At 32.3% G+C, this 691-nt stretch carries 3 protein-coding genes; 2 read left to right on the forward strand and 1 reads right to left on the reverse strand.

Annotated features, from left to right (window positions below; all coding sequences use genetic code 11):
* Positions 1 to 84 precede the first annotated feature (84 nt).
* Entirely contained in the window at positions 85 to 252 is a 168-nt protein-coding gene (locus tag BG20_RS13855) for a 3-isopropylmalate dehydratase small subunit (protein ID WP_010189858.1), read from the forward strand.
* 23 nt (positions 253 to 275) lie between these two features.
* Positions 276 to 467 (forward strand): aconitase X swivel domain-containing protein, encoded by a 192-nt coding sequence (locus tag BG20_RS13860; protein ID WP_338032780.1) that lies wholly within the window; start codon positions 276 to 278, stop codon positions 465 to 467.
* Here the strand turns inward: BG20_RS13860 and BG20_RS01225 are convergent.
* The coding region (locus BG20_RS01225) for an AMMECR1 domain-containing protein (protein WP_010189860.1) at positions 451 to 691 on the reverse strand (241 nt) is incomplete at its 5' end. The genes BG20_RS13860 and BG20_RS01225 overlap by 17 nt on opposite strands.

Raw genomic sequence — 691 nt, forward strand, 5'->3', positions numbered from 1 at the left:
AAAGGGTGCATTTTATCTCAAAAATTCAAACGGTGTAGATGTAAATCTAAAGTCATTATCACAAATAGTTGAAGATGAGACAAGATGAAAATTCTGGTTCAAGGAAAGACACAAGGAATTATTCTCAAATCAAACTCTCCAATAAATTTTCTAGGTACAGTTGATAAAAAAACTGGAATTATTAGCGATAAAAATCATGAACTTTATGATAAATCATTAAAGATTCTATTCTTGTTTTTCCATCTGGTGTAGGAAGTAGTGTTGGCGCATATACAATTTATTCGATTAAATCTAATAATACTGCACCACTTGCTATGATTTGTCAAAAAGCAGATCTAACTGTTGCGACTGGATGTGCACTTGCAAACATTCCATTAATAGTAGATGACAAAATATTTTCATCCCTTCAACCAGGAGAAAAGATCTCGATTGACACCGAATCTTCTAATCCTATAACACTTCTCTAATTACTGGACCATTTGGTTTTTCTTCTCTAAAAACAATTCCTTCAAATTTTTGAATTTCTGTTTTTGCGTTTTTCCAATAATCTTTAGGAATTCCAGCTTTTTCACAAGTATGTTCTAAAAATTCTTCCTCATCCCATCCATACTCAATTGGAACTTGTGGCAAGAGTAGTCCTGAATAAAACCCATGCTTTACAATTAATCCATCTCTTCCAACTTTGATCTGT

Origin of the sequence: Candidatus Nitrosarchaeum limnium BG20, from assembly GCF_000241145.1 — an archaeon.
In the GTDB taxonomy this organism is placed as follows: domain Archaea; phylum Thermoproteota; class Nitrososphaeria; order Nitrososphaerales; family Nitrosopumilaceae; genus Nitrosarchaeum; species Nitrosarchaeum limnae.

What these genes read in the sequence shown, in the direction of transcription:
- BG20_RS13855 (WP_010189858.1), top strand. Translation starts at nt 85, where the DNA reads ATGAAAATTCTGGTTCAAGGAAAGACACAAGGAATTATTCTCAAATCA.